Raw genomic sequence first — 26131 nt, forward strand, 5'->3', positions numbered from 1 at the left:
GACCCGCACTTGACCATCATGACAGTACGACTGTCACAATCGGGTTCATGAGTGAAGCCTTCCTGTACGACGCGATTCGCACACCGCGCGGCAAAGGCAAGCCGACCGGTGCGCTGCACGAGGTCAAGCCGATCCAGTTGATCACCGGCCTGCTGCAGGAGCTGCGGACCCGGCACCCCGACCTGGACCCGGCGGCGATCGACGACGTCGTACTCGGTGTCGTGACCCCGATCGGCGACCAGGGCATGGACATCGCGCGCACCGCCGTACTGATGGCCGGCTACCCGGAGACGACCGGCGGCGTGCAGCTCAACCGCTTCTGCGCGTCCGGGCTGGAGGCCGTCAACCAGGCGGCGCAACGGGTGCGGTCCGGCTGGGAGGACTTCATCCTGGCCGGCGGGGTCGAGTCGATGTCGCGGGTCAAGATGGGCTCCGACGGCGGCGCCTGGGCGATGGATCCGGAGACCGCGCTCGAGACCGGCTTCATCCCGCAGGGCATCAGCGCGGACCTGATCGCGACCCTGGACGGTTTCTCCCGCACCGACGTCGACGCGTACGCCGCCGAGTCGCACGCCCGCGCCGCGAAGGCCTGGGCCAACGGCTACTTCGCCCGCTCCGTCGTACCGGTGACGGACCGCAACGGCCTGCAGATTCTGGACCACGACCAACTGGTCCGGCCGGGCACTTCGGTCGAGACGCTCGCCGGGCTGCCGCTGTCGTTCGCGGCGATCGGGGAACACGGCGGCTTCGACTCGGTCGCCCTGGAGAAGTACCTGACCGTCGAGCGGATCTCGCATGTGCACCACGCGGGCAACTCGTCGGGCATCGTCGACGGCGCGGCTCTGGTTGCTGTCGGCAACGAGAAGGCCGGTGAGGCGCTCGGCCGGGCGCCGCGTGGCCGGGTGGTTGCTGTTGGTGTCAGCGGTGCGGATCCGACCATCATGCTGACCGGCCCGGCGCCGGCCGCCCGGAAGGCGCTGGCTCGCGCCGGTCTGGAAGCGAGCGACATCGACCTGTTCGAGATGAACGAGGCATTCGCGGCCGCGGTCATGCACTTCATGAAGGATCTCGGCGTACCGTACGAGAAGGTGAACGTGAACGGCGGTGCGATCGCCCTCGGCCACCCGCTCGGCGCGACCGGCGCGATGCTGATCGGAACCCTGCTGGACGAGCTGGAGCGGCGCGAGCTCCGGTACGGACTGGCCACCCTGTGCGTCGGCGGCGGTATGGGCGTCGCGACGATCATCGAGAGGCTTGCGGCATGATCGAGTGGAAGAACGACGCCGGCGTCGTCACGCTGACGCTGAACGACCCGGACGCGTCGGCGAACACCATGACCGACGCGTACGTCGAGGCGATGGGACGGACCGTCGAGCGCCTGGTGGCCGAGAAGGCCCTGCTCAAGGGCGTGATCGTGACCTCGGCCAAGTCGACGTTCTTTGCCGGTGGCAACTTACAGCTGCTGTCGCAGATCCAGCCGTCGGACGCCGCCAAGGTCTTCGGCACGATCGAGGAGGTCAAGCGGCAGCTCAGGGCCCTGGAGACCTTGGGCGTCCCGGTCGTTGCCGCGATCAACGGATCGGCGCTCGGCGGCGGGCTGGAGATCGCGCTCGCCTGCCATCACCGGATCGTTGCTGATAGCAACCGGATCGAGCTCGGTGTGCCGGAGGTGACGCTCGGTCTGCTGCCCGGCGGCGGGGGAGTGACCCGCACGGTCCGGATGCTCGGGCTGCAGGACGCGCTGATGAAGGTGCTGCTGCAGGGGCAGCGGATGAAGCCGGCGCATGCACTCAGCGTCGGGATCGTCGACGAGGTCGTCCCTGCTGACGAGTTGCTCGCTGCGGCGCGCCGGTGGATCACGACGTACGAGGGCGACGCCAAGCAGCCGTGGGACCGGGACGGGTACAAGATCCCCGGCGGTACGCCGTCCTCGCCGAAGCTGGCCGCGTTCCTGCCGGCCTTCCCGGCGAACCTGCGCAAGCAGCTCAAGGGCGCGCCGTACCCTGCCCCGCGGGCGATCATGAGCGCGGCCGTCGAGGGCAGCCAGGTCGACTTCGAGACGGCGTCCCGGATCGAGTCGCGGTACTTCGTCTCGCTCGCCACCGGGCAGATCGCGAAGAACATGATCCAGGCGTTCTTCTTCGACCTGCAGTCGATCAACGCGGGCGGGTCGCGGCCGGCCGACGTACCGAAGTACTCGGCCCGGAAGGTCGGCGTGCTCGGGGCCGGGATGATGGGCGCCGGGATCGCCTACGTCTGCGCGAAGGCCGGCATCGAGGTTGTGCTCAAAGATGTTTCGTTGGAGTCGGCTGCGCGCGGAAAGGAGTATTCCGAGAAGCTGCTGGCGAAGCAGGTCGCGAAGGGCCGGACGACCGCCGCCGAGGTCGAGGCCTTCCTGAGCCGGATCACGCCGACCGGGGACCCGAACGACCTGGCCGGCTGCGATCTGGTGATCGAGGCCGTCTTCGAGGACGGCGGGCTCAAGCAGAAGGTGTTCGCCGAGATCGCCGGCGTGGTCGAGCCGGACGCGTTGCTCTGCTCGAACACGTCCACGCTGCCGATCACCTCCCTGGCCGACGGCATCGACAGGCCGGACGACTTCATCGGCATGCACTTCTTCTCGCCGGTCGATCGGATGCCGCTGGTCGAGCTGATCGTGGGCGAGAAGACCTCGGACCGGGCGATCGCCCAGGCCTACGACGTCGTACGGCAGATCAAGAAGACACCGATCGTGGTCAACGACAGTCGCGGGTTCTTCACCTCACGGGTGTTCGGCACGCTGGTGATGGAAGGCGCCGCGATGGTTGCCGAGGGTGTCGACCCGGTGATGATCGAGCGGGCCGCGACGCAGGCCGGCTTCCCGGCGCCGCCGCTGGCGATGCTGGACGAGGTGACGCTGACGCTGCCGCAGAAGATCCGGGACGCCGCGCGCGCGGCCGGCGACAGTGCGGGCGCGTTCGACGACCATCCCGGGATGGCGGTTGCCGATCGGCTCGTGAACGAGTTCGATCGCCGGGGCAAGGCGGCCGGCGCGGGGTTCTACGAGTACCCGGCGGACGGGCCGAAGCGTTTGTGGCCAGGACTGTGGCAGCACTTCGCCCGTGACATCGACGTACCGCTGATCGATCTGCAGGAGCGGATGCTGTTCGCGATGGCGCTCGAGACGGTGAAGTGCCTGGACGAGGGCGTGCTCCGGTCGGTGCCGGACGCCAACATCGGTTCGATCTTCGGCATCGGCTTCCCGCCGCTGCACGGCGGCGCGCTCCAGTACGTCAACGCCTACGGGCTAAGCGCTTTCGCGGACCGGTCCCGCGAGTTGGCCGCTGTATACGGTGCACGCTTCGAGCCGCCGGCACTCCTGGTCCGGAAGGCCGAGGCCAGCGAGATCTTCGGCTGATCACGAGCCGATACCAACTCAAGCAAACTCCACACATTCGAACAAAGAAGAGCGCGTCCGGTCTTGCGCCGGGCGCGCTTTTGAGACATTGTGCTGGCACTTCTACAACGATTGACCTGTAGTACCGTGTGCCAAAATCGGAGATGCTTAACTCTGTTAAGTAACTCGGAACCGTGCGTCGTACCCCTGCGACGTTCCCTCTCGGGAAGGTGGAATTCATGCCTGCTCATGTTCCGAACGCCGGACTGTCCCGGCGGGATCTGCTCAAGCGGACCGGTGGACTGGCCGCACTCGCCGCGTTCACCGCGGCCTGCGGCGGCAATACCGGCCGACCGTCCTCAGGGGGCGGAGGTGGCGGCGGGGAGAAGGTGAACCTGTCGCAGTGGTACCACCAGTACGGCGAAACCGGCACGCAGCAGGCGGCGACGAAGTACGCCAAGGCCTACACCGACGCGAACGTCAGCGTGCAATGGACCCCGGGTGACTACGGCACCAAGCTTTCCTCAGGTCTGTTGTCCAACAAGGGCCCGGACGTGTTCGAGAGCCAACTGAACATCGGCATGGTGAAGAGCAACCAGGTCGTCGCGCTCGACGACATCATGGCCGACGTGAAGGACGACTTCCAGCCGGGCGACCTGGCCACGAACACCGTGGACGGCAAGATCTACGGCATCCGGATGATCGTCGACCCGCAGGTCATCTACTACCGCAAGTCCCTGCTGGACAAGGCCGGGATCAAACCGCCGGAGACGATCGACGACCTGATCTCCGCGGCCAAGGAACTCACCACGAACAAGGTGAAGGGCATCTTCGTCGGCAACGACGGCGGCAACGCGCTCGGCGGACCGGCGCTGTGGTCGTCCGGCGGCAACTACCTGACCGACGACCACAAGCCGGGCTTCACCGACGAGCGCGCCGCGAAGGCGTTCGGCAAGCTGCACGAGCTCTACGCCAGCAAGAGCATCCTGCTCGGTTCGCCGACCGACTGGACCGACCCGAGTGCGATCAACCAGGGCCTGGTGGCCATGCAGTGGATCGGCATGTGGGCGGTGCCGGGGATGCAGAAGGCGCTCGGTGACGATCTCGGCGTGTTCGCGTTCCCCGCGCTGGACGCGCAGGGGAAGCCGGCCGTGTACTCCGGTGGCTGGACCCAGTTCGTCTCGGCCAAGAGCCCGAACGTCGACGCCGCGAAGAAGTTCGTCAAGTGGCTGTGGATCGACCAGGAGGACGACCAGGAAGACTGGTGCCTCAACTACGGCTTCCACATCCCGCCGCGCAAGAGCCTGGCTGCCAAGGCCGCCAAGCTGCAGAGCGGTGTCGCCGCCGAGACCGTCAAGCTGACCGGCGACTACGGCCACACCGACAACCCGGCCTGGACTCCGAAGATGGGTACGGCGTTCACCGATCTGCTCACCAACGTCATCAAGAAGGGAGCAGACCCCGCCGGCGAGATCGCCAAAGCCGAGAAGACCGTCAACACCGAACTGTCCCGGTTGTTCGGATGAGCGCTCCGGTCGAAACCTCCGCTCCGGCGGAACCCGCCGCGTCTGGTGCGCGGCGGGGATCCCGCCGGCAGAAGGGGATAGCGGGCAACGCGCTGTGGTTCTGGGTGTTCGTCGGGCCGTTCGTCCTCGGCCTGCTGATCTTCTCGTACCTGCCGATCATCTGGAGCCTGGTCCTCAGTTTCTTCGAGGCCTACAACACGGCGACGCCGTCGAAGTTCGTCGGGCTGCAGAACTACGTCGACATGCTCACCGACCACAACTTCCTGTCCAGCCTGGGCACGTTCACGATCTTCGCGGTGTTCATCGTGCCGCTGACGTTCGTGCTCTCGCTGGTCCTGGCGTTGCTGGTCAACCAGGTGAAGATCGCGCGGGCGTTCTTCCGGTCGGTGTTCTTCCTGCCGACCGCCTGCTCGTACGTCGTGGCGTCGTTGATCTGGCGGCTGTCGATCTTCAACGGCGTCCGGTTCGGGCTGGCGAACACCGTGCTCGGCTGGTTCGGTGTGGACGGGATCGCTTGGCTGTCGACGGTCAGTCCGCCGTGGTACTGGCTGCCGATCGTGACGGTGCGGCTGTGGTTGCAGCTCGGTTTCTACATGATCCTGTTCATCGCCGGGTTGCAGCGGATCTCGCCGACGTTGTACGAGGCGGCGTACGTCGACGGGGCGAAACCCGGGTGGCAGGTGTTCCGGTACATCACGTTGCCGCAGTTGCGGGCGACGTCGGTGGCGGTCCTGATCCTGAACCTGATCGCGGCGTACCAGGCGTTCGACGAGTTCTACAACCTGATCGGGAACGTGAACTACGCCCGGCCGCCGCTGGTCTACCTGTACGGCATCTCGCTCGGCTCGATCCAGGACCTCGGGCATGGCTCGGCCGGCGCACTGATCCTGGCGGTCATCATCATGATCGTGACGCTGCTGCAGAGCCGGATCTTCGGCTTCGGAAAGGCGGGTGATTGAGATGGCTGTCTCGGAGCGTACGACGGGAACGCCGCAGCCGATCGGGTTCAGCCGCAGCGCGTGGGGCCGGGTCGGCATGGTGCTGCGCTGGATCGCGCTGTTCATCGCGGTCGTGCTGTTCCTGCTGCCGTTCTACCTGATCCTGCGCAACGCATTGTCGACGGAAGCAGACATCACGGCGCCTTCGTGGACGTTGTTCCCGTCGCATCTGCAGTGGGGCAACATCAAGGAACTGTTCGCCGACACCCAGGTGCCGATGGCGCGGGCGCTCTACAACTCTGCGGTCGTGGGTGTTCTGGGTACTGCCGGGCAGTTGCTGCTGGCATCGATGGCTGGGTACGGGCTGGCGCGGATTCCTTACCGGCACGCGGACAAGATCTTCTACGCGATCGTGGCGACGCTGATGATCCCGGGTGCGGTCACGTTCATTCCGTCGTTCATCGTGGTGTCGTCGCTCGGGTGGGTCTCGTCGCTGCGCGGCCTGATCATCCCGACGTTGTTCAGCGGTTTCGCGGCGTTCCTGTTCCGGCAGTACTTCCTCGGCTTTCCGAAGGAGTTGGAGGAGGCGGCGCGGGTGGACGGGGCCGGGTACTTCGGGGTGTTCTGGCGGATCGTCGTACCGAACTCCCTGCCGTTCTTCGCGGCGCTGGCAGCGATCACGTTCATCGGCAACTGGAACTCGTTCCTGTGGCCGCTGGTGATCGGCCAGGACTCGTCGTCGTGGACCATCCAGGTGGCGATGTCGACGTTCATCACCGCCCAGACCATCAACATCCACGAACTCTTCATGGCGGTAGCGGTCTCGATCCTCCCGCTCGTCCTGATCTTCGCCTTCCTCCAGCGCTACCTGATCCAAGGCGTAACCCAGTCCGGCATCAAGGACTGACCCCTCCCAGGTCGGCGGGGAGTCCACCAGGCTCCCCGCCGCATCACGCCTCGAGCAGGGTGCGGCCTAGCCAGTCGTCGGCGTCCGGTACGCCGGGTAGGGCGAAGAAGTAGCCGCCGCCGAAGGGGGAGATGTAGTCGACGAGGGGTTCGTCGATGAGGAGGGTCTGGACGGCGACGAACTGCCGGTCGAGGTCGGCGTTGAAGCAGATGAAGATCATCCCCAGGTCGAGCTGGCCGTTGGGCTCGATTCCGGCGCTGTAGTTGAAGCCGCGGCGCAGCATCCGCCGGTCGTCGGAGGTCCCGTCGTGGGGGTTGGCGAGGCGGGTGTGGGCTGTCAGCGGCACGGTGTTGCCGTGCGCGTCCCGGTAGTAGCTGGGGAGCTGGAACTCCTCCAGGCCGGCCACTCGTTCGCCCGGGCGGCCGGACAGCGGTGCGCCGGTGCCGCGGTCGCGGCCGAAGATCCGTTGCTGCTCGTTGATCGAGATCCGGTCCCAGAACTCCACGAACATCCGGATCAGCCGGACCACGTGGTACGAACCGCCGGTCACCCAGTCCGGTTCGTCGCCGCCGCCCTTGGTCCACACCAGCTGATCGAGTAGATCGGGACGGTCGAGGAACTCCTGGTTCGCCGTACGTCCTTGAAACCGAACAGGTTGCGAGGCGTCCCGCCCGGCCGCGGCGGGCTGGTGAATCCTTCCAGCTGCCACAGCACCTGCAGGTCGGCGCGGGTCGCGCGCATCAGGATGCGCAGCGCATGCAGCACGGTGTCACGGTGATCGGCGCAGATCTGCAGCAGCAGGTCACCGTCGCAGCGGTCGGGGTCGAGCGCGTCGTTCGGGAACTCGTCCATCGCGCGCAGCCGGGCTGGTTTGACGTCGGCGAGGCCGAACCTGTCGTCGAACAGGCTTGCACCGACGCTGACCGTGACGGTGAGACCGTCGGGCACCGTGCCCGGGCCGAGCATGCCGTTCTCGTACGGCGTCGAGACGAGACCGTCGTCGCTGCCGCGTCCGGCCGGCGCGTCACCACCGGCGACCAGGTACCGGATGGTCGCCGTCAGCGTCTGGAACGTCCGCCGCAGCGCCGGCCGGTCGGCCGCGGTCACGAGGAACGCGACGACGATCGCCGCCTGCTGCGCTGGCTCGAGGATGCCCGCCTGGTGGGTGCCTTCGAACGGTCGCCCGGAGGGTACGGCGATGTCCGGTACCGCAATGTCGTGGTCAGTCATGGGTGATCGGGCCTCGGTCGCGGGTGGCGTTGCGCGGGTCGACGACGGCCGCGGTATGGGAGAGCAGTTCGACGCTGTGCTGCACGGCCGCGTTGACCGCGGCCCGGTGCCGGGCGGACAGCGCCGCCAGCCCGACCCAGCCGTCCTCGTGGTGATGGCTGCGGATGAGCTGTTGGGTGAGCTGGAGCTGCTCGTCGGTCTGCTGCAGGTACGGGTTCTGCTTGCGCAGGAGAGGTCGCAGCGGGTCCAGCGCCTGCCAGACCCCGGTGATGTTCGCGTCCACGGTCGCCAGTTCGGTCTGACTGCCGGCGTCGCCGATCCCGTTCAGGTCCCACTGCAGTGCGTCCTCGAGGATCTCGTGCGCCCGGCGGCCCATGTCGATCGGCGTGATCGCGTTCGGCAGCGCGAGCTCGCCGGCGAGTTGCCCGACCGCCTCGAGCAGCGCGTCGACGTACGGCGCGATCGTCGCCATCGGCCGGTCGTGCCACAGCATCGCCTCGATCTTGCGGAAGCCCGCGAAGTCCGCGTCGGCGAGGCGGTCCGGGGCGATGCCGCGCGGCGGGTCGGCGTTGATGGCGTCACCGGTTTCGTCGTACGCGCGGTAGGCGCCGCCCAGCGTCTCGTAGGTGAGGTGGGCGATCAGCCAGGCGCGTCGGGCGGCCGCCGCGTCGCCGGCTTGCAGGGCGCCTCGCAACTGTTCGACCTGGTGGGTGAGCGCGGGCAGCTGTCCGGTGATCCAGCTGACGTAGTCGTTGATGGGGATCCGCAGGTCGAGGCCGGTCACGGGGATGATCCCGTGCACGTCGTACGGCAGCGGGTCACCGGTGATGACGACCGGCCTGCTGTACTTGATCGTGTAGTCGGTGATGCAGACCCAGCGGTACGTCCCGGGCGGCACCGATGCCGTGACGGCACGGCTGACGCCGCGGCCGAAGTGCTCGACCTCGAGATAGATCCGCTCGGTCGCCGGATCCTCCAGGTAGACCTCCGCGCCGGCGCCCTCGTTGTTGACGAACACGAAGTCGTAGCGACCGGCCGGTCCGCCGGGCCAGTCGTCGATGCCGTACGGCGAGCCGACGACCAGCTCTATCGGCTGCGGCCGGCCCGACGGCAGTGGTGGTGCGGCCGCCGAGGCCGTGCTACTGCTCACCGGGCCCACGCTGGGCGGCGATTGTGAACACCTTCGATGGTGCCGCCAACGCACCGGTGAACAGCGGGTGACCGGCCGCGCAGGTTCAGATCACGGACTCCCTGAGTCTTCAGGGAATGTTCATGACGCGATGCTCGCGAGGTCCGGACCTTTGGCAGTTGACTTTGGGGGAATCCCCGCCACGAGAGATTAGGTAGCAAACCTATGTCTGACAACGATTCGGCATCCGCGGACGGCAGCACGGCGGCCACGGAGCGCAACCGGATCAGCCGGCGCCGGCTGATGCAGGCCGCAGGTGCCGCAGGCGCCGTTGCCGCCGCCGGAGGGCTGACGTCCCCGGCCGAGGCCGCACCGGCCGCCGCTGCGACTGGGTCGGCCGCGACCGCCGTCGGCACGACCGGCTCGACGACGGCGCAGCACACGCGTCGTACCGGCACGATCAAGGACCTGAAGCACGTCGTGATCCTGATGCAGGAGAACCGGTCGTTCGACCACTACTTCGGCACCCTTGACCTGGCCGGCGCGCGCGGCTTCGGCGACAAGCAGGTGCTGACCTGGCAGAACGGCCAGACGATCTACTACGACCCGAACAGCCGCGCGGAGGGCTACCTGCTGCCGTACCACGCGGACAGCCTGAGGTACAACGCACAGAACACCAGCGCGCGCAACCGGTACTTCATGGAAGCCGACGTGCCGTGGCACCACGCGATCGCCAAGGCGTACACCATCGGCGACCACTACTTCTGCTCGCTGGACACCAGCACCAGCCCGAACCGCATCATGATGTGGGCCGGTACCAACGACGCGGCCGGCACCCAGGGCGGTCCGGTCGTCAACAACAACGGCGACTACGGCTACGCCTACAAGTTCAAGACGTACCCGGAAACGCTGCAGGAAGCCGGCGTGAGCTGGCAGATCTACGTCAACAACGACACCGACGACGACTTCCTCGGCGACTACACCGACAACACCGTCCGCTCGTTCGCGGCGTTCGACCCGGCGAACGCGAACCCGGAGAACACCCTGCCCCGTAAGGGCCTGCTTGCCCGCGGCAACGTGGTGTACGCCCACACCACGCAGCCCGCCGGTATCAAGAACGACACCTCCAACGTCGACTACGTGCTGCGGGACTTCATCGCCGACTGTGCGTCGGGGGACATCCCCGAGGTGTCGTGGATCGTCGCGCCGGCCGCGTGGACCGAGCACCCGACGTACGCCCCGAACAACGGCGCGGTCTACACCGACCGGGTGATCCAGGCGGTGCACGACAACCCCGAGCTGTGGGAGTCGACGCTGATCATCCTGAACTACGACGAGCCCGACCACGCGAACCGCATCGGTGAAGGCGGCTTCTTCGACCACGTCGTACCGCCGATCCCGGAGGCCGGTACGGCCGGCGAGCGCGCGCCCGGAATCAAGCCCGGCATGGGCGGCCGGGTGCCGTTCGTGCTGGTCTCGCCGTGGACCCGTGGCGGCTTCGTCAACTCCGAGGTCTTCGACCACACCTCGACGATCCAGCTGATCGAGGACTGGACCAAGAGCCTCGGCCGGCCGGCCATCTGCACCAACATCAACGACTGGCGGCGCGGGGTCTCCGGCAACCTGCTCTCGGCGATCGACTTCGGCAACTTCGACACGTCGTTCCCGAAACTGCCGAAGCCGGCTGATCTGCTCAAGTCCGTCGTTGTGGACGCCGGCCTGCCTGCCGTACCCCAGCCGGCCGTCGGTGCGCAGGTCATGCCGACCCAGCTGATCACCGGCCACGCGAAGCGGAGCCCGCTGTCGTTCCAGCCCAACGGCGTCCTCGTCGAGAACCCCGCGACCGGGGCCGTGACCGCGACCTTCACCGTCGAAGGCGGACCCAACGGCAAGGCGGTCAGCCTGGTCGGGCTGGCCGACAAGTATGTGCCTGCCCTCGTCGGCGCCGAGCCGCTCGGCATCGGCCAGGACGCGCTGCCCCTGACGGCGAGCAACCACCGGCCGAACTCGTACACCTGGGACACCAAGGCGACGAACGGCAGCTACGCGTTCACCTTCTACGGGCCCGACCACTTCATCCGGTCCTTCGCCGGCACCGTCGTCCCGGCCGACGACCGGACCTCGGCCCAGCCGCGGGTCGACGTCCGGCTGGTCAAGGGGCACGGGCGGTCGAACGCAACTGTCGAGCTCACCCTGTCCGCCGTCGGCCGCCGGTCAGTGACGTACACGCTGACCGCGAACGACTTCGCCGGGAAGAAGACGACGATCGTGGTGCCCGCCGGCAAGCGCAGCGTCATCAGCTGGCCGACCGAGGACGGCTACTACGACGTGATCGTCACCGCGAAGGAGTCTGCGGACTTCCAGCAGCGGTACGCCGGTCGCGCAGCGCAGAAGTGATCCTTCGCGGACTGTGCTGAGCTGGTCGCGATGTGCCCGCGTTCTGACCGGATCGCGGGCACATCGTGTCGTCGGCGGGGGCCGCGCTGCAGCTGCTCGTCCGCGCGGCTGATGGAATGGGGGTATGACGACGACAGGCTCCCGGCCGGTGTTGCGGTTCGCGGATGGGGCGAGTCAGGGGCTGTACGGGGCGATCTACGGGGCGGCGCTCGAGAATCTGCTGGCGACCAACACGGTTCCGTTCGGTGAGGTGCATGCCAGGAGCGGTTTGATGGATCCGGCGGTCGGGATGGTTCGGGCCGGAGGTGGCTACGAGCAGCCGTGGACCCGGGATGCGACGATCAACAGCTGGAACGCGACGAGCCTGCTGGCGCCGGCGCTCGCCGCGAACACGCTGTGGGCGGTGGTCCAAAAGGATGCCGCCGGCAAGCTCATGGTGCAGCAGGACAGTCAGCAGTGGGATCAGGTCATCTGGACTGTCGGCGCTTGGCATCACTATCTGGTGACCGGTGACCGAGACTTCCTGCAGCGTGCGTACGACGTCGTGACGAATACTCTCGCCGTCCGCGAGCAGGCCGCGGTCTTCGGCCCCGACGCCCGGTACGGCCTCTTCACGGGTCCCTCGTTCTTCAACGACGGCATCTCCGGATTCCCGGCGCCGACGGCGGACCGGGAGGAGTCGCGGGGGAGCGAGAGCACGTCGTACCCGGATGTCGTCTCGGCCATGTACCTGAGCACCAACGCGCTGTACTCCGCGGCCTACACGCGCGTGGCCGAGATGGCGGACGCGCTCGGCCGGCCGGCCGATGGCCATCGAGCCAAGGCGGAGGCGATCAAGCAGGCGATCAACCAGCACTTCTGGAACCCGCGAACCGGAAGCTACAACTACGAGCTCACGGCCGACGGTCGGCCGGGCGTGTACCAGGAAGGTGCGGGGCTGGCGTTCACCCTGATCTTCGGGATCGCCGACGCCGCGCAAGCCGGTTCCCTGATCTCGAATGCGCAGCGGATGGCTTGGGGAATGCCAGATACCTTTCCGCACTGGGACAGGTACTCCAGTGCGGAACCCGGACGGCACAATGCGATCGTCTGGCCGCTCGTGCAAGGACTCTGGGCGAAGAGTCTGGCACAGCACGGCGATGTGGAGGGATTCGCGGCCGAGACCGGACTGCTCGCGGAGCTGGTCAGGCGCAGCGGCGGTTTCTGGGAGATCTACGACGGGAACACCGGTGCCGTCGAGGGCGGCTACCAGGGCGCAACCGGCGTACCGAAGCGCCGCTGGGAGTCGCAGCCCGACCAGACCTGGTCGGCGACGGCCTTCATCGACATGATTCACACCGGCCTGTTCGGCATGACTTTCGGCAACCGCGAGCTCACCTTTGCACCGACACTCCCGGCGGGCTGGGGTGACGTCACACTCAGCGGCTTACGCTACCGGGACGCTGTCCTGACAGTGACCCTCCGCGGTACAGGCAACGTCATCCGTTCCTTCAACCTCGACGGCACGTCGTCCACGGAGTACGAGGTACCGACCTCCCTGCACGGACACCACACGATCGACATCACCCTCGACCCGGCACAGACGTAGCTGTTGGGCGGTCGGCGAGCTTCAGCCAGATGACGCCGGTGATGATGACGGCTAGCCAGCCGGCTTTCGCCGCGGACAGGGTCTCGTTGAAGAACACCGGGCCGAGGACGGCCGCGCCGACGGCGCCGATGCCGGCCCAGACGGCGTACCCGATGCTGACCTCGATGGTGCGGAGGGCACGGCTGAGGGCCCAGAGGGTGAGCAGGAAGAAGACCACAGCCACGGCGGACCAGGACGGCACGGTGAAGCCGCGGCTGCCACCGACGGAGAGTGCATAGCCGACCTCGAACCCGCCGGCGAGCAACAGAGTGAGCCACGCGGAGCGTGAAGACTGCGCGGTCTGCGAGCGTTGGATTGTTGTCATTGCGATGTCCTTCAGACGGTGCCGGTGAGTTGGAGGCCTGCGACGCCGGCGATGACCAGGGCGATGCCGATCGCCTTGCGCAAGGTCAGTCGCTGGCCGAACACGAGTGCGCCGAGCAGGGTGATGCCTACTCCAGCGAGCGATGTCCAGAGCGCGTACCCGACGCCGACGTCGAAGGTGAGGAGGGCGCGGCTGAGGAAGTAGGTGCCAAGGGCGCCGGTGACGAGGGTGGCGGCGGTCCAGCCGCGGTGGGTGAAGCCTTGGGCCTTGCCGGCGGAGAGGGCGACGGCGATCTCGAACACGACGGCGATGGACAGGTAGAGCCAGTGCATGAGGTTCCTTTCAGGGGGTCACCTCATCAGGGTCAAACTTCACACCGGTGTGAAGTGCAAGACTGGATCCATGCGGATCGGAGAACTCGCGGACGCGACCGGCGTCAGTACGCGCTCCCTGCGGTACTACGAGGAGCAGGGACTGATCCGCTCGGATCGGACCGCGGGCGGCTGGCGCGAGTTCGACACGTCGATGGTTGAGCGCGTCGTCATGATCCAGCACCTACTGGCAGCAGGCCTGGGCAGCGCGACCATCGGTGAGCTCCTGCCCTGCCTGGAGGCGCCGTCCGCCGAGCGCACCGGCGTACTCGAACTGCTCCTCGCCGAAGGCGTCGAACGCCTCGAAGCCAAGCGCCGCGAGATCGACCGCGAACTCGAAGTACTCCAAGCCCTCCGCCAGGATGTCTCGATCCCGTCTGGACGTTAGTTGAGCTTGGTGAGTAGTTGCTGGCGGTTGGTGCGGTGGGTGAGGACCTGGGGGCGGTTCAGGGTGGAGTGGGTCAGGGCTTGGGTGTGGGCGGTGGGGGACAGATGGTCGACGTAGACGGTGCCGGCCAGGTGTTGGGTTTCGTGGATCAGGCAGCGGGCGAGGTAGCCGGATGAGTCGACAGTGAACGGGCGGCCTTCGACGTCGAAGGCGTGGAGGGTGGCTCGGGTGGGGCGGGGGAGTGGGGCGTTGGCGCCGGGGACGGAGAGGCAGCCTTCGGTGCCGGGTTGGGTGCCGAAGAGGGTGGGCGAGGTTTCGATCCGCGGGTTGAACGCGTGACCGAGGTGGCGGTCGCCGTTCCCGTCGGTGAGGTCGTAGACGAACAGCTGGGCGTCGACGTCGACCTGGTTCGCGGCGAGACCGCAGCCTTCGGCGATCCACATCGTGGTGAACATGTCGTCGATCAGCCCGCCCCATCGCGCCGCCCCGAACTCGGTGACCGGTCGGCACGGGCGGTGCAGGATCTCCTCGCCGTACTCCGTGATCCGCCGGGGCGTGCCGCGCCGTACCTCGTCGGTCAGCTCGGGCAGGCGGCGGCTCGGGCGGCCCTGGAGGTACGTCGGCATGCAAAGATCGTAGTCTGCAAAGTTCAGCCTTTGCAAAGACGCGGTTTAGGATGCGGTATGGCCGAGCAGCGCAGTACGCCCAACCGGCGCGACGTCGTCCGTGCGCATCCGCTGCGGGAGGCGCTCCTGGAGTTGATCGACCGGGACGCTACGACGACGTCGACGGTGGCGGCGCGGGAGCTTGGGGAGAGTACGGGGTCGTGCTCGTTCCACCTGCGGCGGCTGGAGGCGCTCGGGGTGATCGAGGCGGTGCCGGGCGCCGCCGGGCGGGTGAAGCCGTGGCGGCGGATGCGGGTCGAGCAGGCGACGCTGAACCGCGAGCTGGAGGACACGGCGTACGCGAGCTGGCTGGCCGCCAAGACGTCCGAGGATGCGGACTTCGCGTTCAGCGAGGTGGTGACGCTGGCCGACGGTGAGCTCGCCGAGCTGCGGGCCCGCCTCCACCGGGTACTGCGCGACTTCGTCGGCTCGGAGCCCCGGTCCGATGCGGCGACGCCGACCGCAGTGATCATCCGCGCGTTCCCATTGCGCGAAGAGCAGTAGCACGAGGGAACCGACTGCGAACCGGCAGCGTCAGCGCAGAAGACGCATCCCGCGGAATTCGGAGTTCTCATGACCTACGGCCAGTCGGATCGCAACGCCAACCCACAGCAAGGAGGCGCCGGGTATCCGCAGCACCTCTGGCCGGACTATGCGCAGGCGCCGAACGATCCCGCCTGGCAGGCCCAAGCGTCGTCCGCGGCGGGGGCGAAGGGTTCGGCGTTGCTCGGCGTGCTCGCGTTGGTCGTCGGGCTCGCGGGGGTGGTGGCGCCGTTCGCCCCCACGGACATGAGCGGGTACCGGCAGTACGCCGCCTTCCCGTTCGCCATCACCGGGTTCGCCCTCGCACTCGCCGGCCTGATCGGCAACCGCCGCGGCAAGCCGGTCGCGGCACTCGGCGGCATGTTCAGCCTGCTCGCGTTCGCGATCGGCGCCTTCATGGTCTTCACGTACCGCTGACCGGCCCCGAGACCGTCAGCCGATGCCCCTCCGGCAGCGCCAACGTGAAGGTACGCCGGTACCACGGCATGTCCGCGGGTGCAGTCGAATCAACCAGCCCGGCCGCGATCGCGGCGTCGTACAGCGGATCGACGAGTACGCCGACCTCGAGCGTGATCGTCGCGGGCGAGATGTCGCCGGCTGCACGCCGTACCTCCAGTCCGCTCTGACCGTTCCACTCGGTGAAGCCGAGATGCACGAGGTCGTCGAGCTCGAAGCGGATGTGGAGGCCAAGCAGGTCGCACAGCAGCCGTGCGGTGCCGGTGACATCGCGGACCTCGAGCACCGGCATGATGCCGAACGTGGTCGGATCGCTCGGCTTCGCCGCGCGACCCATCACGACGGACTGCGCGATCTCGCCGTCCGAGGTCCGCGGCAGGCGACCGACGAGGTCGAGGCCCGCATGCCGGGCGACGGCGATCGAGCGTACGTTCCGCGAGTCGATCCAGGCCTCGACGCCGGTGATCGACGGCTGCTCGAGCAGGTGATCGACCACGACACGAGCCGCCTCGCTCATCAGCCCGGCGCCCCATCGATCGCGCCGGAGATACCAGCTCAGTCCACGGATCGAGCTGCCCTGGTCCGAGAACACCCCGATCACGCCGACAGCGGTCTCATCCGGCCGGACCCGCAGTACCCATGTCCGCCCGCCGTTGTCGCCGAACTCCCGCTCCAGCCGCTCCCGCGATTCGCTTTCCGACGCCGTCGGAGCCAGGTAGCCGCCGCGCGCCCACTCCGGATCCGAGAACATCGCATGCAATGCCCCCAGATCCCGGTCCAGCTCCAACGCCACCAGATCGAGCCGGGCGGTCGCGAGCATCTGCATCAATCCTTCACTGTGGGGTAAGGAAGACACCTCTAGCTCACGAAGGGTACGACGATGTCCGACGATCCGTATGGTGCGCGACAGCCGACGAGTCACGAGCGAAGGGCGGGCCGCCCGTGGGATGCGTCGTACGCCGATGGTCCTGCGCCGTGGGAGTTCGGGGGACCTCAGCCGGCGGTCGTGCAGTTGGTGGCCGAGGGCGCGTTCAGCGGGTCGGTCCTCGACGCGGGCTGCGGGAGTGGCGACAACGCGCTGATCATCGCTTGGAGCGGCGAGCCGGTGCTCGGGTTCGATGTCGCCGAGACCGCGTTGGCACGCGCCCGGGAGAAAGCGGTCGGCCTCGAGGTTGAGTTCGTTGCCGCGGACGCGTTGGAGCTCGGCGAGCTGGGTCGTAGCTTCGACACGATTCTCGACAGCGGTCTCTTCCACACCTTCGATGCGGATGAGCGTGCGCGGTACGCCGTGAGCCTGGCCTCGGTCGCCAAACCCGGCGCGACCCTCTACGTGCTGTGCTTCAGCGACGCGGATCCCCAGGACGTTCCGCATCCGATCACACAAATCGATTTGCAGACGGCGTTCACCGCGGACGCCGGCTGGACGCTCGTCAGCGTCGAGCCGCGCAAGATCTGGACGCGGATGCACGAGAACGGTGCGCCAGGCTGGCTCGCGACAGTCCGGCGAAACTAAGCCGTGGGGTGGCGTCTTTTCCTCGTACGGTCGCAGCCATGATCACCCGGGACCAGGCCGTCGCGTATCGGCTGCACGTCAACCATCTCGTGGATCGGCTGCCCGCGGGATCGCACGAGGAGGCGGCGTACGTCGGTCTGCAGGACACCGCGCCCCGGGACGCGCTGCTCGGACTGCACGCTCGGATGCGGGACTGCGTTCCTTCGGACTGGGAGCATCCGTCGCTGATCCAGACGTACAGTCCGCGGGCCGCGGTGTATGTCCTTCCGGCGCGTGACTTCGGGGTGTTCACCCTGGGGCGGTTGCCACTGGACGCGGACGCCGTACGACGGATCGACGTACTCGCGGAGCGGATGTGCGAGGAATTGGATGGGCGTGAGCAGCGTGGGGGACGGGGACATGAGCTGCGCGAGGCGTGTGCGAGTGGCCGGATCGCGCTGCGATGGGACACGACGTCGCTGTGGGCACGTGAGGTGCCGCGGCCGGCTATCGAGGTCGCGGAGGCGCGGGTGGAGCTGTGTCGACGGCACGTGCACTACTTCGGACCGACGACGCCCAAGGCGTTCTCATGGTGGTCCGGGTTGTCGCCGGCCGACGCTCGCGCGGTCTGGGGTTTGCTGGCGGACGAGTTGCTCGAGGTTGACCTCGATGGTGCGGCGGGATGGATTCTTCGGGCGGATGAGGAGTGTTTGCTCTCGGCGCGGTCGCCGCGTGGGGTTCGGTTGCTGGTCGCGTCGGACCTGCGGCTGTTCGGCAGGGATCGCGACGGCCGGTTCATCGGACCCGGTCTGCGGACGCTGACGCCGGCCGCGGATTCCTTTCATCCGAACGGGTTGCTGGTCGACGGACGGATCGCCGGCGCATGGGGGCGGAAGGGCGGGCGGGTCAGCGTCGTGTTGTCCGAGACGCTCAACGCGACCCAGTACTCCGCTTTGGAGGTCGAGGTCGGGAGCATGCCGGTGCGCGATCCGCAGTTGTCAGTCCGCTGACTCAACAGGCTTGCGGTTGCTGCGGAAGGTGGCCCGCAGGGCGTCGACATCGACCTCTGGCAGGTGCCGTTCGACGAGGTCGTAGGTCTCCTCGATGAGGTCGTGCAGAGTCTGCGCGCCCTCGGGGGCGGGCCGGGTGAAGACCGCGCGGACGCGGGCGGCGAGGGACGGTGGTGCCAAGGAGAGGTCGCGTTCGATCGCATCGAGGCGTTTGAAGGCCAGCACGTGACCGGAGTACCGGCCGTTGAGGGCATGCAGGATGTTCAGGAGCTGGTCCGTCATGCGCACGAACTCACGGGCGACGAGAAGCGGGTTGTCGCGCTCGTACAGCATCTGCCAGCGCCAGAACTTCTCGATGTTCCCGTTGTACCGAACGACGGCGAGCGCCAGATCGCGCGGGTACGTCGCCACGCGCTCCTGCCATCGAGCGACGAGCTCCGCGCGCGGGCCGATCACCTCGCGGCCGTCGAGGATCCCCAGCGCCAGCTGCATGACCTGGCCATCAGGTGTGCCGGCTACCAGCAGATCGTCGAGGGCGTTCTCGACCGTCTGCGTCAAGGTGTGGGCGACCTCGACCATCAGCCCGTCCGGTCGCGGTGCGCCCAAGTACAGATGGTCGTCCCACGGCGGCCCGTCGATGTTCACCACCCGAACCTCAGCAGCCCCTGCGACCGCGAGCCGCTCAGCAGGCGTCGGCGGCCGCCGCCAGAACACGCCGACCTCGACGTCCGACCAGCGATCCGCGTCCCCGCGGGCAGTCGACCCACCCAGCATCACCGCGTCGACCCCCTCCACGGCGGCGTACCAGTCGAGCACCGGCCGGACCATCCGCCGTCGCCAGCGTGCTGCCTCGGTCACCATCACGGCAGTAGATCACGTGGCTAGGTGACTGATCGGCGACAATCAGTCCATGCCAGTCGTCTCCACCTGCCCGTGCGGTCACGACACGCCGTACGCCGCCTGCTGCGGTCCACTCCACCGCGGCGAGGCAACCGCCACGACCGCGGAGCAGTTGATGCGCTCCCGGTACACCGCCTTCGTGATGCACGATGCGGCGTACCTCCAGCAGACGTGGTCGCTGACGACCCGACCGGCGCGGATGGACTTTCCACCCGGCCGGGAGTGGACCGGGCTGGAGATCGTGGGCACAACCGGTGGCAGTGCGTTCCACTCGGAGGGCACGGTCGAGTTCCGCGCCCACTACACCGCCGCCGGCAGACCCGGCGTACAGACCGAGAACAGCACCTTCGCCCGGGAGGCCGGGCGTTGGGTGTACGTCGCGGCGCTCTGACATGACGGAGTCGCCGGAGATCCGCAGGTGGGGCCCGCATCGGGTGACGCTGATCGTGTTCCGCCTGCTGGTGCTCGCCGCGCTGGTCGCGAGTGTGATCGAGCCGATGCTTTGGCCATCGATCCCGATGACCTTGGTGGTGCTGGGAGGGGCGATGCGGTACGAGTTGCGGCTGACCGACGACGAGCTGGTGTTCCGGGAGCTGATCGGGAGTCTCCGGATTCCGCGGACGGAGATCGCGTTCGCGAAGTTCGACTACAAGCCCCTGGGTGTCTACCTCGATATCCACCGTCGCAACGGCCAGATCGACCATCTGCGCTTCCAGCCGAAGATGACCTCAAGCGAATTGACCGGCGACCCCCCAACTCCGGACAGCGCGGCCCACCAGATCACCCGCTGGGCCGAAGCCGTCCGGCCGCCTGGAGCCTGACTACCCGTGGATGCGCTCCGCCGACGGTTATCTACCGGCTCGTGCTGCGGATCGCCCGGCTCCGCTCAGCAGGGTGCCGATCGCGACTCCCACCGCGAGGTTGATCACCGCGGTCGCGATCTTCGACGACGTCTCGCCACCGGCGACGAACGGCGCGGCCGCCGCTGCCACTGTGGCCAGCGCGATGATCCAGCCGAAAAACTCGAACGGGCGCGGGGTGGACACCAGCAGCAGGTGGAGCAGGCCAGTCGCCACGAGCGCCGCCAGGCCGCAGTACAGCGCATACGTCAGTGTGTCGGCGTCTCCCCACGTGCCCTCGCCCTCGGGTGCGAGCACCGGGATGTCGAACACGCCGCGGGCGATCAGAATGCCGACAACCGCGATCAGCGCCGCGACCACGGCCGTCGCCGCGCCGGCCGACCAGAGCCGTCCGACCGCGATGGATCGCGCACTACCTTGCGTGGGTTGAGACGTCACTCCCCGAGCCTGCTGCGCAATCGCAACGGCTTCATCCCCCCATCTGGATGAGCTGGTTCCTCCGCAGTAGGCGGGCCGCCCGGACCGCCGCGGAGCAGTGCGCCCGCCCTCATCCGAAGAGGGTGAGGCGCGCAACAGGCCGCCGGGACAACATCCAGGTGTCGCCGTTCGGCGGTGGCGGCTGCCCGAGAGGAGATATCAGGATGGCTGCGAAAGGAGGCGGGCGGCCATGACCGGCATCGTGGTGTTCGCCGGCGCGCTGCTCATGATGACGGGGTTGATCAACGTCTTCGAGGGATTCATCGCGCTGTTCTCCGACGAGCGGTTGGTGATCACGCGGGACCACCTCGTCATCGTGGGCGTGACCGGCTGGGGATGGACGATCCTGATCTTCGGCGTGCTCCTGATCGCCGTCGGCGCCGGCCTGGTCACGGCACAGACCTGGGCCAGGATCACGGCCATCGTGCTGGTCTGCCTGCACGCCGTCACCCAGATCGCCTGGCTGAGCGCCTACCCCGTCTGGTCGTTGCTGATGATCGCGCTCGACACCGTCGTACTGTTCGCGCTCACCGCCCGCTGGTCCGACGTACGCCACCAGCTCGACAACGCAACCGACCCATCCTGGCCCGGCAAAGAAGCAGCCGACCTAACCGCCGCCGAACGCCGCAGACCCCCACTCAGCTGACCGTGGAAGCCGTCCGGAATCGGGCGGCCCCCACGACCGGTCACTCCGCGATCTGGTAGGTCGGGGTGAGGATGGCTCGGGCGAGGGTGTGGAAGGCCAGGTTGAAGCCGACTACGGCGGGGGAGGCTTCGGGGTCTACGTCGAGGGCTTCTACGTCGATGGCGTGGACGACGAAGTAGTAGCGGTGGATCTGGTCGCCTGCGGGTGGGGCCGCGCCGCCGAAGTTCTTGGTGCCGAAGTCGTTGCGGACGTGGAAGGCGCCGTTGTCGAGGCGTTCGGTGCTGCCGGCGCCGGCCGGGAGCTCGGTGACGGTCGCCGGGAGGTTGACCAGGACCCAGTGCCAGAAGCCGGAGACGATCGGCGCGTCCGGGTCGTAGCAGGTGACGACGAAGGCCTTGGTCTCCGCGGGGAACCCGGACCAGCTGAGCTGCGGCGACGTGTTGCCGCCCGCGAACGCGTGGTCGTCGGACAGCGGCTCGCCGTCGGCGACATCGGTGCTGGTGACCGTGAACGCACCGGCCTTCGGGAGCAGTTCGTACGGGTCCGGGGCGACGGGACGATCGAGCGACATCTGTGATCCTCCGGGATCTCGCGACGTGTGGTGATTCCGACATTACTGTCCAGATCCCGCCGGGCCACGCCAGGGCACCCGATCGGGGATGCGAAGATCGGGTACGCCGGAGTGGACCGGCGGGAACCGATGGAGGACGCGGTGGACGGCGCGCTGGAGGAGTACCTGGAGCGGATCGCTCCGGCCGATGTGGCGGCGATGCGGGCGGCCGAGGAGCGGCACGCGCAGCTGACGAAGCCGGCCGGGTCGCTCGGCGTGCTGGAGGAGCTGTCGGTGCGGGTCGCCGGGATGACCGGGACCTGCCCGCCGCAGGTGCCGCAGCCGGCCGTGGTGACGGTCTTCGCGGCGGATCACGGCGTCCACGCGCAGAACGTCTCGCCGTGGCCGCAGGAGGTGACGGCCGCGATGCTCGCGAACTTCGCCGCCGGTGGCGCCGCGGTGAACGCGTTCGCGGCCAACAACCGGGTCGACGTACGGGTCGTGGACGTCGGCGTCGCGACGCCGGTGGAGCAGCTGGACATCGTCCACGCCAAGGTCCGCCCGGGCACCCGCGATCTCTCGCAGACCGACGCCCTCACCGAGGACGAGGCGCGCGCGGCGATCGCGGTCGGGTTCGAGCTCGCGGACAAGCTGATCCAGGACGGGTACCGCTGCCTCCTGACCGGCGACATGGGCATCGCCAACACGACTGCCTCCGCGGCGCTGATCGCGACCTTCACCGGAGCGACCGCCGACGCCGTCACCGGCCGCGGTACGGGCATCGACGACGCTGCGCTGGCACACAAGACATCTGTCGTACGGGCGGCGCTCGCGCTGCACGACGTACCGTCGACCGATCCGCTGAAGGCGCTCCAGGCGTACGGCGGCCTCGAGCATGCCGCTCTTGCCGGGTACATCCTCGGCGCGGCCGCCAACCGCACACCGGTCATCCTCGACGGCGTGATCGCCGGTGCGGCCGCGCTTGTCGCGCAGGCGTTCCACCCGGCCGTCGTCGACTACTGCGTCGCCGGCCACCGGTCCGCCGAGCCCGGTCACGCGGTGGCGCTGAAGAAGCTCGGCCTCCAGCCACTCGTCGACCTCGATCTCAGGCTCGGCGAGGGGACCGGTGCGGTGCTCGCGTACCCGATCCTGACCTGCGCGGTTCGCGCGCTCGCCGAGATGGCCACGTTCGAGGACGCGGGGATCGGTCAGTGACCCATCAGTACCTGTCCGGCCTCGTCCTCGACGGGCGGCGCGTGGTCGTCGTGGGCGGTGGCGGTGTCGCCCAGCGCCGGCTGCCGCGGCTGCTCGAGGCCGGCGCGCGCATCGACCTGATCTCGCCGTCGATCACGCCGACGATCGAGGGCCTCCTCGGGAACACCGCGCTGACCTGGATCGAGCGCGGGTACCAGGACGGCGATCTCGACGGCGCCTGGTACGTCGTGGTCGCGACGGACGATGCCGCCGTCAACGATCAGGTGTCGGCCGAGGCGGAGGAGCGGCGGATCTTCTGCGTGCGTTCCGACGACCGTTCCCGGGCGACCGCGTGGACGCCGGCGTCCGGGCAGCACGACAACGTGACGATCGGCGTCCTCGGCGGAGGCGATCACCGCAGGTCCGCCGCCGTACGGGACGCGATCCTGGAAGGGTTGCGGACCGGTGAGCTGGCCGCGCGGGACGTCGATCGGCGACCGGGGGTGTACCTGGTCGGTGGGGGACCGGGCGATCCGGATCTGATCACGGTGCGCGGGAGGCGGCTGCTGGCCGAGGCCGACGTGGTGGTGGCGGATCGGCTGGCGCCGCAGCAGTTGCTGGACGAGTTGCATCCTGACGTGGAGCTGTTCGACGCGGCGAAGCTGCCGCGCGGGCGGGCAGCGCAGCAGGAGGAGATCAACCGGATCCTGGTCGATCGCGGGCGGGCCGGGAAGGTCGTCGTACGGCTCAAGGGCGGGGATCCGTACGTGTTCGGCCGCGGGTTCGAGGAGGCGCTGGCGTGCGCCGCGGCCGGCGTGCCGTGGACCGTGGTGCCGGGGATCACTAGCTCGATCTCGGTACCCGCGGTGGCGGGGATCCCGGTCACGCATCGCGGGGTGACGCACGAGTTCACGGTGGTTTCGGGGCACATCCCGCCGTCGCACCCGGACTCGTTGGTCAACTGGGACGCGCTGGCGCAGCTGCACGGGACCCTGGTGCTGCTGATGGCGGTCGAGAACCTGCCGGCGATCACCGAGCGGTTGATCGCGAGCGGACGTCCGGCGCAGACCCCGGCGGCGGCGGTTGCCGACGGCACCCTTCCCGGGCAGCGGATGGTCACCTCGGACCTGGCGGGGATCGCTCAGGCGATGAAGGACGAGGGCGTCGGCGCTCCGGCGATCGTTGTCATCGGCAACGTGGTGGACGTGGCGGCGCAGGCACGGGACGGGGCAGCGGGGCAGGGCGGGGCGGGATCGGCGTGACGCTGGTTGCCGTCGAGGACGCGGCGGACGAGCGGCTGGCCGACTACGTCCGGTTGCGGGAGGTCAGTCTGCGGCGCTTGCTCGAGGAGGAGCACGGGCTGTTCATTGCCGAGGGCGACAAAGTGATCCGGCGGGCCGCGGACGCCGGGTACGAACCGAGGTCGTTCCTGCTCGCGCCGCGCTGGCTGGACTCGTTGCAGGACGTCCTGGAGAAGTGGCCGGACAAGCCCGTGTACGTCGTGTCCGAGGAGCTGGCCAAGCAGGTCACCGGATTCCACGTGCACCGCGGCGCGCTGGCGTCGTACAAGCGCCGCGCCGCCGTACCGCTGACCGAGCTGTTGAACCACGACGTACGGCGGATCGCGATCTTCGACGATATCGTTGACCACACCAACGTCGGCGCCGGGTTCCGGGCCGCGGCCGCGCTCGGTGTCGGTCTCGTGCTGGTGACGCCGACGTGCGCGGACCCGCTGTACCGACGGTCGATCAAGGTCTCGATGGGCACCGTCTTCCAGGTCCCGTGGACGCGTCTGCAGAGCTGGCCGGGCGATCTGCGGCTGCTCCAGGACAACGGGTACGTCGCCGCCGCGATGGCGCTCGCCGACGACTCGATCACGCTCGACGAGCTGGCCGACCGCAAGGACGACAAGCTCGCGCTGATCTTCGGCACCGAAGGCCACGGTCTCAAACCGCACGTGCTCGAACAGGCAGACCTGACCGTGCGCATCCCGATGGGAGGCGGCGTCGACTCCCTCAACGTGGCATCCTCAGCAGCAGTAGCGTTCTACGCCACACGCTGAGGGGGGAGCCATGCGTACGACGGAACGCCTGGTACTGCGTCCATTCCGCGACACCGACCTGGATCCGTGGGCAGCGCTGAACGCCGACCCCGACGTCACGCAGTACCTCGGAGAGCCGCTGAATCGGGAGAACTGCGACGAGATCGCGGCGGATGTGAACGCCCTCTACGAACGGGAAGGCTTCGGCTTTCTCGCGATCGAGCGACGGTCGGACGGGGTCTTCCTCGGCGCTGCCGGGCTGAGCCGCGAGCAGTGGTACCCGGACGACCTCGAGATCGGCTGGCGGCTGGCCCGCGAGCACTGGGGGCACGGGTACGCGACCGAGGCCGCGGCGTCCTGGCTGGAGCACGGGTTCGCGACGCTCGGTCTGCCGCGCATTATTGCGGTGACCGATACGCCGAACGTCCGTAGCATCGCGGTCATGCGCCGGCTCGGTATGAGCTTCGACCACGAGGCGGTGCTGCTGGACGACGGCGTACCGTTCGACGCCACCATCTACTCGCTGACGGCGGAGGCATGGAAAGCAAGCAGAAGGTAGTACTCGTCACCGGAATGCAGGCAGCCGGGAAGTCCACGATCGCGCCGCTGCTGGCCGCGCGGATGGGCCCGCCCGCGGCGACACTCGACGGGGACGTGTTCTACCGCGGCGTCGTCGCCGGCGCGGAGATCATGACGCCGGAGCCGTCCGCGGAGGCCGTCCGACAGTTGGAGCTGCGGTATGACGCGAGCGCACTGGTGGCGCAGCATTACGCGGACAACGGATTCGACTTCGTGTGCAGCGACATCGTGCTGGGGGAGCACGTCGAGCGGTGGTTCTCGCAGTTGCGGGGCGTCGACACCTATCTCGTCGTCCTGGTGCCGTCGGTCGAGTCGATCGTCGAGCGGGAGATCGGGCGCGGCAGCAACGCGTACCGAGACTGGGGACCCTCGCTCGAGGACGGCGTCCGCGAACTGCAGAAGGGACTCGACGAGATCCCACGCCGGGGCCTGTGGATCGACACCACCGGCCAGTCCCCGGCCCAGACGGTCAACGAGATCGACCTGGAGAAGGCCCGCTGGTAG

30 protein-coding genes are annotated in these 26131 nt (G+C 68.2%); 20 read left to right on the forward strand and 10 right to left on the reverse strand.

Annotated features, from left to right (window positions below; genetic code table 11):
- Positions 1-47 precede the first annotated feature (47 nt).
- The 5 genes from OHA18_RS33165 to OHA18_RS33185 all read left to right on the forward strand — a co-directional run bounded on the left by OHA18_RS33165 (position 48) and on the right by OHA18_RS33185 (position 6747).
- Positions 48-1265, forward strand: a complete 1218-nt coding sequence (locus tag OHA18_RS33165) for an acetyl-CoA C-acetyltransferase (RefSeq protein ID WP_328999289.1) — start codon at positions 48-50, stop codon at positions 1263-1265.
- A complete protein-coding gene (locus OHA18_RS33170; RefSeq protein WP_328999290.1) occupies positions 1262-3397 on the forward strand; it encodes a 3-hydroxyacyl-CoA dehydrogenase NAD-binding domain-containing protein in 2136 nt (711 codons plus the stop codon). The genes OHA18_RS33165 and OHA18_RS33170 overlap by 4 nt, the downstream gene beginning before the upstream one ends.
- Before the next feature lie 218 nt (positions 3398-3615).
- Positions 3616-4902, forward strand: coding sequence for an ABC transporter substrate-binding protein (locus OHA18_RS33175; RefSeq protein WP_328999291.1), 1287 nt, complete (start codon positions 3616-3618; stop codon positions 4900-4902).
- Complete coding sequence (locus tag OHA18_RS33180; protein WP_328999292.1) at positions 4899-5861, forward strand: carbohydrate ABC transporter permease; 963 nt, start codon at positions 4899-4901, stop codon at positions 5859-5861. Before OHA18_RS33175 ends, OHA18_RS33180 begins: the two co-directional genes overlap by 4 nt.
- Position 5862: 1 nt before the next feature.
- Positions 5863-6747: a carbohydrate ABC transporter permease gene (locus OHA18_RS33185; RefSeq protein ID WP_328999293.1), complete on the forward strand. Its 885-nt coding sequence runs from the start codon at positions 5863-5865 to the stop codon at positions 6745-6747.
- Between the two features lie 43 nt (positions 6748-6790).
- Here OHA18_RS33185 and OHA18_RS33190 read toward each other — a convergent pair whose 3' ends face one another.
- From OHA18_RS33190 to OHA18_RS33200, 3 genes are read right to left on the reverse strand one after another with little or no spacing between them, the layout of a single operon-like run.
- Positions 6791-7333, reverse strand: coding sequence for a Dyp-type peroxidase (locus tag OHA18_RS33190; RefSeq protein WP_328999294.1), 543 nt, complete (start codon positions 7331-7333; stop codon positions 6791-6793).
- Positions 7294-7977 (reverse strand): Dyp-type peroxidase, encoded by a 684-nt coding sequence (locus OHA18_RS33195; protein WP_328999295.1) that lies wholly within the window; start codon positions 7975-7977, stop codon positions 7294-7296. The genes OHA18_RS33190 and OHA18_RS33195 overlap by 40 nt, the downstream gene beginning before the upstream one ends.
- The gene (locus OHA18_RS33200) at positions 7970-9127 is read right to left on the reverse strand and encodes an EfeM/EfeO family lipoprotein (protein ID WP_328999296.1); all 1158 of its coding nucleotides are present in this window, start codon (positions 9125-9127) and stop codon (positions 7970-7972) included. The genes OHA18_RS33195 and OHA18_RS33200 overlap by 8 nt, the downstream gene beginning before the upstream one ends.
- A gap of 204 nt (positions 9128-9331) precedes the next feature.
- Here OHA18_RS33200 and OHA18_RS33205 point away from each other — a divergent pair, with 204 nt between their 5' ends.
- Both OHA18_RS33205 and OHA18_RS33210 read left to right on the forward strand, forming a co-directional pair.
- Complete coding sequence (locus tag OHA18_RS33205; protein ID WP_328999297.1) at positions 9332-11503, forward strand: alkaline phosphatase family protein; 2172 nt, start codon at positions 9332-9334, stop codon at positions 11501-11503.
- Between the two features lie 124 nt (positions 11504-11627).
- Positions 11628-13091, forward strand: coding sequence for an MGH1-like glycoside hydrolase domain-containing protein (locus OHA18_RS33210; RefSeq protein ID WP_328999298.1), 1464 nt, complete (start codon positions 11628-11630; stop codon positions 13089-13091).
- Here OHA18_RS33210 and OHA18_RS33215 read toward each other — a convergent pair.
- Entirely contained in the window at positions 13066-13455 is a 390-nt protein-coding gene (locus tag OHA18_RS33215) for a DMT family transporter (protein WP_328999299.1), read from the reverse strand. The two genes, OHA18_RS33210 and OHA18_RS33215, sit on opposite strands and share 26 nt — an antisense overlap.
- Before the next feature lie 11 nt (positions 13456-13466).
- Positions 13467-13787, reverse strand: a complete 321-nt coding sequence (locus OHA18_RS33220) for a DMT family transporter (protein WP_328999300.1) — start codon at positions 13785-13787, stop codon at positions 13467-13469.
- Positions 13788-13857: 70 nt separating this feature from the next.
- Here OHA18_RS33220 and OHA18_RS33225 point away from each other — a divergent pair, with 70 nt between their 5' ends.
- Positions 13858-14214, forward strand: a complete 357-nt coding sequence (locus tag OHA18_RS33225) for a MerR family transcriptional regulator (protein WP_328999301.1) — start codon at positions 13858-13860, stop codon at positions 14212-14214.
- Here the strand turns inward: OHA18_RS33225 and def are convergent.
- A complete protein-coding gene (def, locus tag OHA18_RS33230; RefSeq protein WP_328999302.1) occupies positions 14211-14840 on the reverse strand; it encodes a peptide deformylase in 630 nt (209 codons plus the stop codon). The two genes, OHA18_RS33225 and def, sit on opposite strands and share 4 nt — an antisense overlap.
- A gap of 57 nt (positions 14841-14897) precedes the next feature.
- On the opposite strand from def, the gene OHA18_RS33235 reads away from it, so the two are divergent.
- Positions 14898-15383, forward strand: coding sequence for a winged helix-turn-helix domain-containing protein (locus OHA18_RS33235; RefSeq protein ID WP_328999303.1), 486 nt, complete (start codon positions 14898-14900; stop codon positions 15381-15383).
- 69 nt (positions 15384-15452) lie between these two features.
- Positions 15453-15839, forward strand: a complete 387-nt coding sequence (locus tag OHA18_RS33240; RefSeq protein ID WP_328999304.1) for a hypothetical protein — start codon at positions 15453-15455, stop codon at positions 15837-15839.
- On the opposite strand, the gene OHA18_RS33245 is transcribed toward OHA18_RS33240, so the two are convergent.
- On the reverse strand, positions 15826-16698 hold the full coding sequence (locus OHA18_RS33245) for a GNAT family N-acetyltransferase (RefSeq protein ID WP_328999305.1): 873 nt from the start codon (positions 16696-16698) through the stop codon (positions 15826-15828). The two genes, OHA18_RS33240 and OHA18_RS33245, sit on opposite strands and share 14 nt — an antisense overlap.
- Positions 16699-16758: 60 nt before the next feature.
- On the opposite strand from OHA18_RS33245, the gene OHA18_RS33250 reads away from it, so the two are divergent.
- On the forward strand, positions 16759-17391 hold the full coding sequence (locus OHA18_RS33250; protein WP_328999306.1) for a class I SAM-dependent methyltransferase: 633 nt from the start codon (positions 16759-16761) through the stop codon (positions 17389-17391).
- 38 nt (positions 17392-17429) lie between these two features.
- Positions 17430-18380, forward strand: a complete 951-nt coding sequence (locus tag OHA18_RS33255; protein WP_328999307.1) for a DNA glycosylase AlkZ-like family protein — start codon at positions 17430-17432, stop codon at positions 18378-18380.
- On the opposite strand, the gene OHA18_RS33260 is transcribed toward OHA18_RS33255, so the two are convergent.
- Positions 18369-19241, reverse strand: coding sequence for a hypothetical protein (locus tag OHA18_RS33260; RefSeq protein WP_328999308.1), 873 nt, complete (start codon positions 19239-19241; stop codon positions 18369-18371). The genes OHA18_RS33255 and OHA18_RS33260 overlap by 12 nt on opposite strands.
- 49 nt (positions 19242-19290) lie before the next feature.
- Here OHA18_RS33260 and OHA18_RS33265 point away from each other — a divergent pair, with 49 nt between their 5' ends.
- A complete protein-coding gene (locus tag OHA18_RS33265; RefSeq protein ID WP_328999309.1) occupies positions 19291-19671 on the forward strand; it encodes a YchJ family protein in 381 nt (126 codons plus the stop codon).
- Between the two features lies 1 nt (position 19672).
- A complete protein-coding gene (locus tag OHA18_RS33270; protein WP_328999310.1) occupies positions 19673-20101 on the forward strand; it encodes a hypothetical protein in 429 nt (142 codons plus the stop codon).
- A 27-nt stretch (positions 20102-20128) separates the two neighbouring features.
- Here OHA18_RS33270 and OHA18_RS33275 read toward each other — a convergent pair whose 3' ends face one another.
- Complete coding sequence (locus tag OHA18_RS33275; protein ID WP_328999311.1) at positions 20129-20578, reverse strand: DUF6069 family protein; 450 nt, start codon at positions 20576-20578, stop codon at positions 20129-20131.
- Positions 20579-20807: 229 nt separating this feature from the next.
- Here OHA18_RS33275 and OHA18_RS33280 point away from each other — a divergent pair, with 229 nt between their 5' ends.
- The gene (locus tag OHA18_RS33280) at positions 20808-21263 is read left to right on the forward strand and encodes a DUF7144 family membrane protein (protein WP_328999312.1); all 456 of its coding nucleotides are present in this window, start codon (positions 20808-20810) and stop codon (positions 21261-21263) included.
- A 40-nt stretch (positions 21264-21303) separates the two neighbouring features.
- Here OHA18_RS33280 and OHA18_RS33285 read toward each other — a convergent pair whose 3' ends face one another.
- A complete protein-coding gene (locus OHA18_RS33285; RefSeq protein ID WP_328999313.1) occupies positions 21304-21834 on the reverse strand; it encodes a YbhB/YbcL family Raf kinase inhibitor-like protein in 531 nt (176 codons plus the stop codon).
- Positions 21835-21963: 129 nt separating this feature from the next.
- Between OHA18_RS33285 and cobT the strand changes: the two genes are divergently transcribed.
- From cobT to OHA18_RS33310, 5 genes are read left to right on the forward strand one after another with little or no spacing between them, the layout of a single operon-like run.
- On the forward strand, positions 21964-23028 hold the full coding sequence (cobT, locus tag OHA18_RS33290; RefSeq protein WP_328999314.1) for a nicotinate-nucleotide--dimethylbenzimidazole phosphoribosyltransferase: 1065 nt from the start codon (positions 21964-21966) through the stop codon (positions 23026-23028).
- Positions 23025-24269 (forward strand): uroporphyrinogen-III C-methyltransferase, encoded by a 1245-nt coding sequence (gene cobA, locus OHA18_RS33295; RefSeq protein WP_328999315.1) that lies wholly within the window; start codon positions 23025-23027, stop codon positions 24267-24269. Before cobT ends, cobA begins: the two co-directional genes overlap by 4 nt.
- Positions 24260-25069, forward strand: coding sequence for a TrmH family RNA methyltransferase (locus OHA18_RS33300; protein ID WP_442914430.1), 810 nt, complete (start codon positions 24260-24262; stop codon positions 25067-25069). The genes cobA and OHA18_RS33300 overlap by 10 nt, the downstream gene beginning before the upstream one ends.
- A gap of 10 nt (positions 25070-25079) precedes the next feature.
- Complete coding sequence (locus OHA18_RS33305; protein WP_328999317.1) at positions 25080-25607, forward strand: GNAT family N-acetyltransferase; 528 nt, start codon at positions 25080-25082, stop codon at positions 25605-25607.
- Positions 25586-26131, forward strand: coding sequence for a phosphotransferase-like protein (locus OHA18_RS33310; RefSeq protein WP_328999318.1), 546 nt, complete (start codon positions 25586-25588; stop codon positions 26129-26131). The genes OHA18_RS33305 and OHA18_RS33310 overlap by 22 nt, the downstream gene beginning before the upstream one ends.

Source organism: Kribbella sp. NBC_00709 (assembly GCF_036226565.1).
Classification (GTDB): Bacteria; Actinomycetota; Actinomycetes; order Propionibacteriales; family Kribbellaceae; genus Kribbella.

What these genes read in the sequence shown, in the direction of transcription:
- OHA18_RS33175 (WP_328999291.1), top strand. Translation starts at nt 3,616, where the DNA reads ATGCCTGCTCATGTTCCGAACGCCGGACTGTCCCGGCGGGATCTGCTC.
- OHA18_RS33170 (WP_328999290.1), top strand. Translation starts at nt 1,262, where the DNA reads ATGATCGAGTGGAAGAACGACGCCGGCGTCGTCACGCTGACGCTGAAC.
- OHA18_RS33255 (WP_328999307.1), top strand. Translation starts at nt 17,430, where the DNA reads ATGATCACCCGGGACCAGGCCGTCGCGTATCGGCTGCACGTCAACCAT.
- OHA18_RS33185 (WP_328999293.1), top strand. Translation starts at nt 5,863, where the DNA reads ATGGCTGTCTCGGAGCGTACGACGGGAACGCCGCAGCCGATCGGGTTC.
- OHA18_RS33205 (WP_328999297.1), top strand. Translation starts at nt 9,332, where the DNA reads ATGTCTGACAACGATTCGGCATCCGCGGACGGCAGCACGGCGGCCACG.
- OHA18_RS33210 (WP_328999298.1), top strand. Translation starts at nt 11,628, where the DNA reads ATGACGACGACAGGCTCCCGGCCGGTGTTGCGGTTCGCGGATGGGGCG.
- OHA18_RS33310 (WP_328999318.1), top strand. Translation starts at nt 25,586, where the DNA reads ATGGAAAGCAAGCAGAAGGTAGTACTCGTCACCGGAATGCAGGCAGCC.
- OHA18_RS33260 (WP_328999308.1), bottom strand. Translation starts at nt 19,241, where the DNA reads ATGGTGACCGAGGCAGCACGCTGGCGACGGCGGATGGTCCGGCCGGTG.
- def (WP_328999302.1), bottom strand. Translation starts at nt 14,840, where the DNA reads ATGCCGACGTACCTCCAGGGCCGCCCGAGCCGCCGCCTGCCCGAGCTG.
- OHA18_RS33240 (WP_328999304.1), top strand. Translation starts at nt 15,453, where the DNA reads ATGACCTACGGCCAGTCGGATCGCAACGCCAACCCACAGCAAGGAGGC.
- OHA18_RS33195 (WP_328999295.1), bottom strand. Translation starts at nt 7,977, where the DNA reads ATGACTGACCACGACATTGCGGTACCGGACATCGCCGTACCCTCCGGG.
- OHA18_RS33250 (WP_328999306.1), top strand. Translation starts at nt 16,759, where the DNA reads ATGTCCGACGATCCGTATGGTGCGCGACAGCCGACGAGTCACGAGCGA.
- OHA18_RS33225 (WP_328999301.1), top strand. Translation starts at nt 13,858, where the DNA reads ATGCGGATCGGAGAACTCGCGGACGCGACCGGCGTCAGTACGCGCTCC.
- OHA18_RS33165 (WP_328999289.1), top strand. Translation starts at nt 48, where the DNA reads ATGAGTGAAGCCTTCCTGTACGACGCGATTCGCACACCGCGCGGCAAA.
- OHA18_RS33270 (WP_328999310.1), top strand. Translation starts at nt 19,673, where the DNA reads ATGACGGAGTCGCCGGAGATCCGCAGGTGGGGCCCGCATCGGGTGACG.
- cobT (WP_328999314.1), top strand. Translation starts at nt 21,964, where the DNA reads ATGGAGGACGCGGTGGACGGCGCGCTGGAGGAGTACCTGGAGCGGATC.
- OHA18_RS33215 (WP_328999299.1), bottom strand. Translation starts at nt 13,455, where the DNA reads ATGACAACAATCCAACGCTCGCAGACCGCGCAGTCTTCACGCTCCGCG.
- OHA18_RS33280 (WP_328999312.1), top strand. Translation starts at nt 20,808, where the DNA reads ATGACCGGCATCGTGGTGTTCGCCGGCGCGCTGCTCATGATGACGGGG.
- OHA18_RS33285 (WP_328999313.1), bottom strand. Translation starts at nt 21,834, where the DNA reads ATGTCGCTCGATCGTCCCGTCGCCCCGGACCCGTACGAACTGCTCCCG.
- OHA18_RS33235 (WP_328999303.1), top strand. Translation starts at nt 14,898, where the DNA reads ATGGCCGAGCAGCGCAGTACGCCCAACCGGCGCGACGTCGTCCGTGCG.
- OHA18_RS33180 (WP_328999292.1), top strand. Translation starts at nt 4,899, where the DNA reads ATGAGCGCTCCGGTCGAAACCTCCGCTCCGGCGGAACCCGCCGCGTCT.
- OHA18_RS33265 (WP_328999309.1), top strand. Translation starts at nt 19,291, where the DNA reads ATGCCAGTCGTCTCCACCTGCCCGTGCGGTCACGACACGCCGTACGCC.
- OHA18_RS33305 (WP_328999317.1), top strand. Translation starts at nt 25,080, where the DNA reads ATGCGTACGACGGAACGCCTGGTACTGCGTCCATTCCGCGACACCGAC.
- OHA18_RS33245 (WP_328999305.1), bottom strand. Translation starts at nt 16,698, where the DNA reads ATGCTCGCGACCGCCCGGCTCGATCTGGTGGCGTTGGAGCTGGACCGG.
- OHA18_RS33220 (WP_328999300.1), bottom strand. Translation starts at nt 13,787, where the DNA reads ATGCACTGGCTCTACCTGTCCATCGCCGTCGTGTTCGAGATCGCCGTC.